At 30.4% G+C, this 670-nt stretch carries 1 protein-coding gene and 1 pseudogene; both read left to right on the top strand.

From position 1 onward, the window contains the following. Positions 1–86 precede the first annotated feature (86 nt). Positions 87–440, top strand: a complete 354-nt coding sequence (locus ACWHAR_RS27890; protein WP_014481129.1) for a hypothetical protein — start codon at positions 87–89, stop codon at positions 438–440. A 120-nt stretch (positions 441–560) separates the two neighbouring features. Further along, positions 561–670, top strand: a pseudogene (locus ACWHAR_RS27885) (endonuclease V); the annotation flags it as partial.

The raw sequence follows: 670 nt of genomic DNA, 5'->3' as shown, positions 1-670 counted from the left end.
GTGAATATCATGGTCATCCGATTGCTGGAAGTCGATTAGATAAGTATTTAAAACAACTTGGTATTGATAAGTAATAGGAGGCTTTTATGAGAAAGATAAAAAAAATGCCAGAAATAAGTTTACAACCCTTAAGGATTCCAAAAGGATGGACCATAAATCAAAACAGTTTTAGAGAAATTGATCCGAAAAACCTAGCACCAGACGATGAAAAATGGTTGTTTTTTTCACAAGATTTAATGCAATTAACATACTCTCGTAAAAATTACTTACTTGATTTAGGTTGGTATCCAGATGCGGATGCTAATGGATTTTATCAACTAGTTATGATGCAAAATGAGGATTGGGATCAACCCATATATGAATTTCAGACAAATAGCCATATTGAAATAGTTAAAAATATAGAATTTATATTAAACAAAGTTACGAATAATGAAATGTAGTTAAACATTTAATTAGAACTATTAATAAAGTTTGCAGAACCTGGAGTTGTAAGTTTTCAAAGTAAAAATGAATACAAAGAAAAACAGACACTAGTTAACAGGAGGTAGGATTGATTTTAGATGCATGTTAAACAAATACATTCTTTCAACCTAAACAGAGAAGAATTTGTAAAAACACAACAATCCCTTATCCATAAAATCAACCTATCCACCTCCATCAACCTAGACTC

The sequence above is a fragment of the Bacillus sp. LR--39 genome (assembly GCF_053613335.1).
The sequence above is the reverse complement of the archived record's forward strand: the minus strand, read 5'-3'. Positions and strand labels throughout refer to the sequence as shown.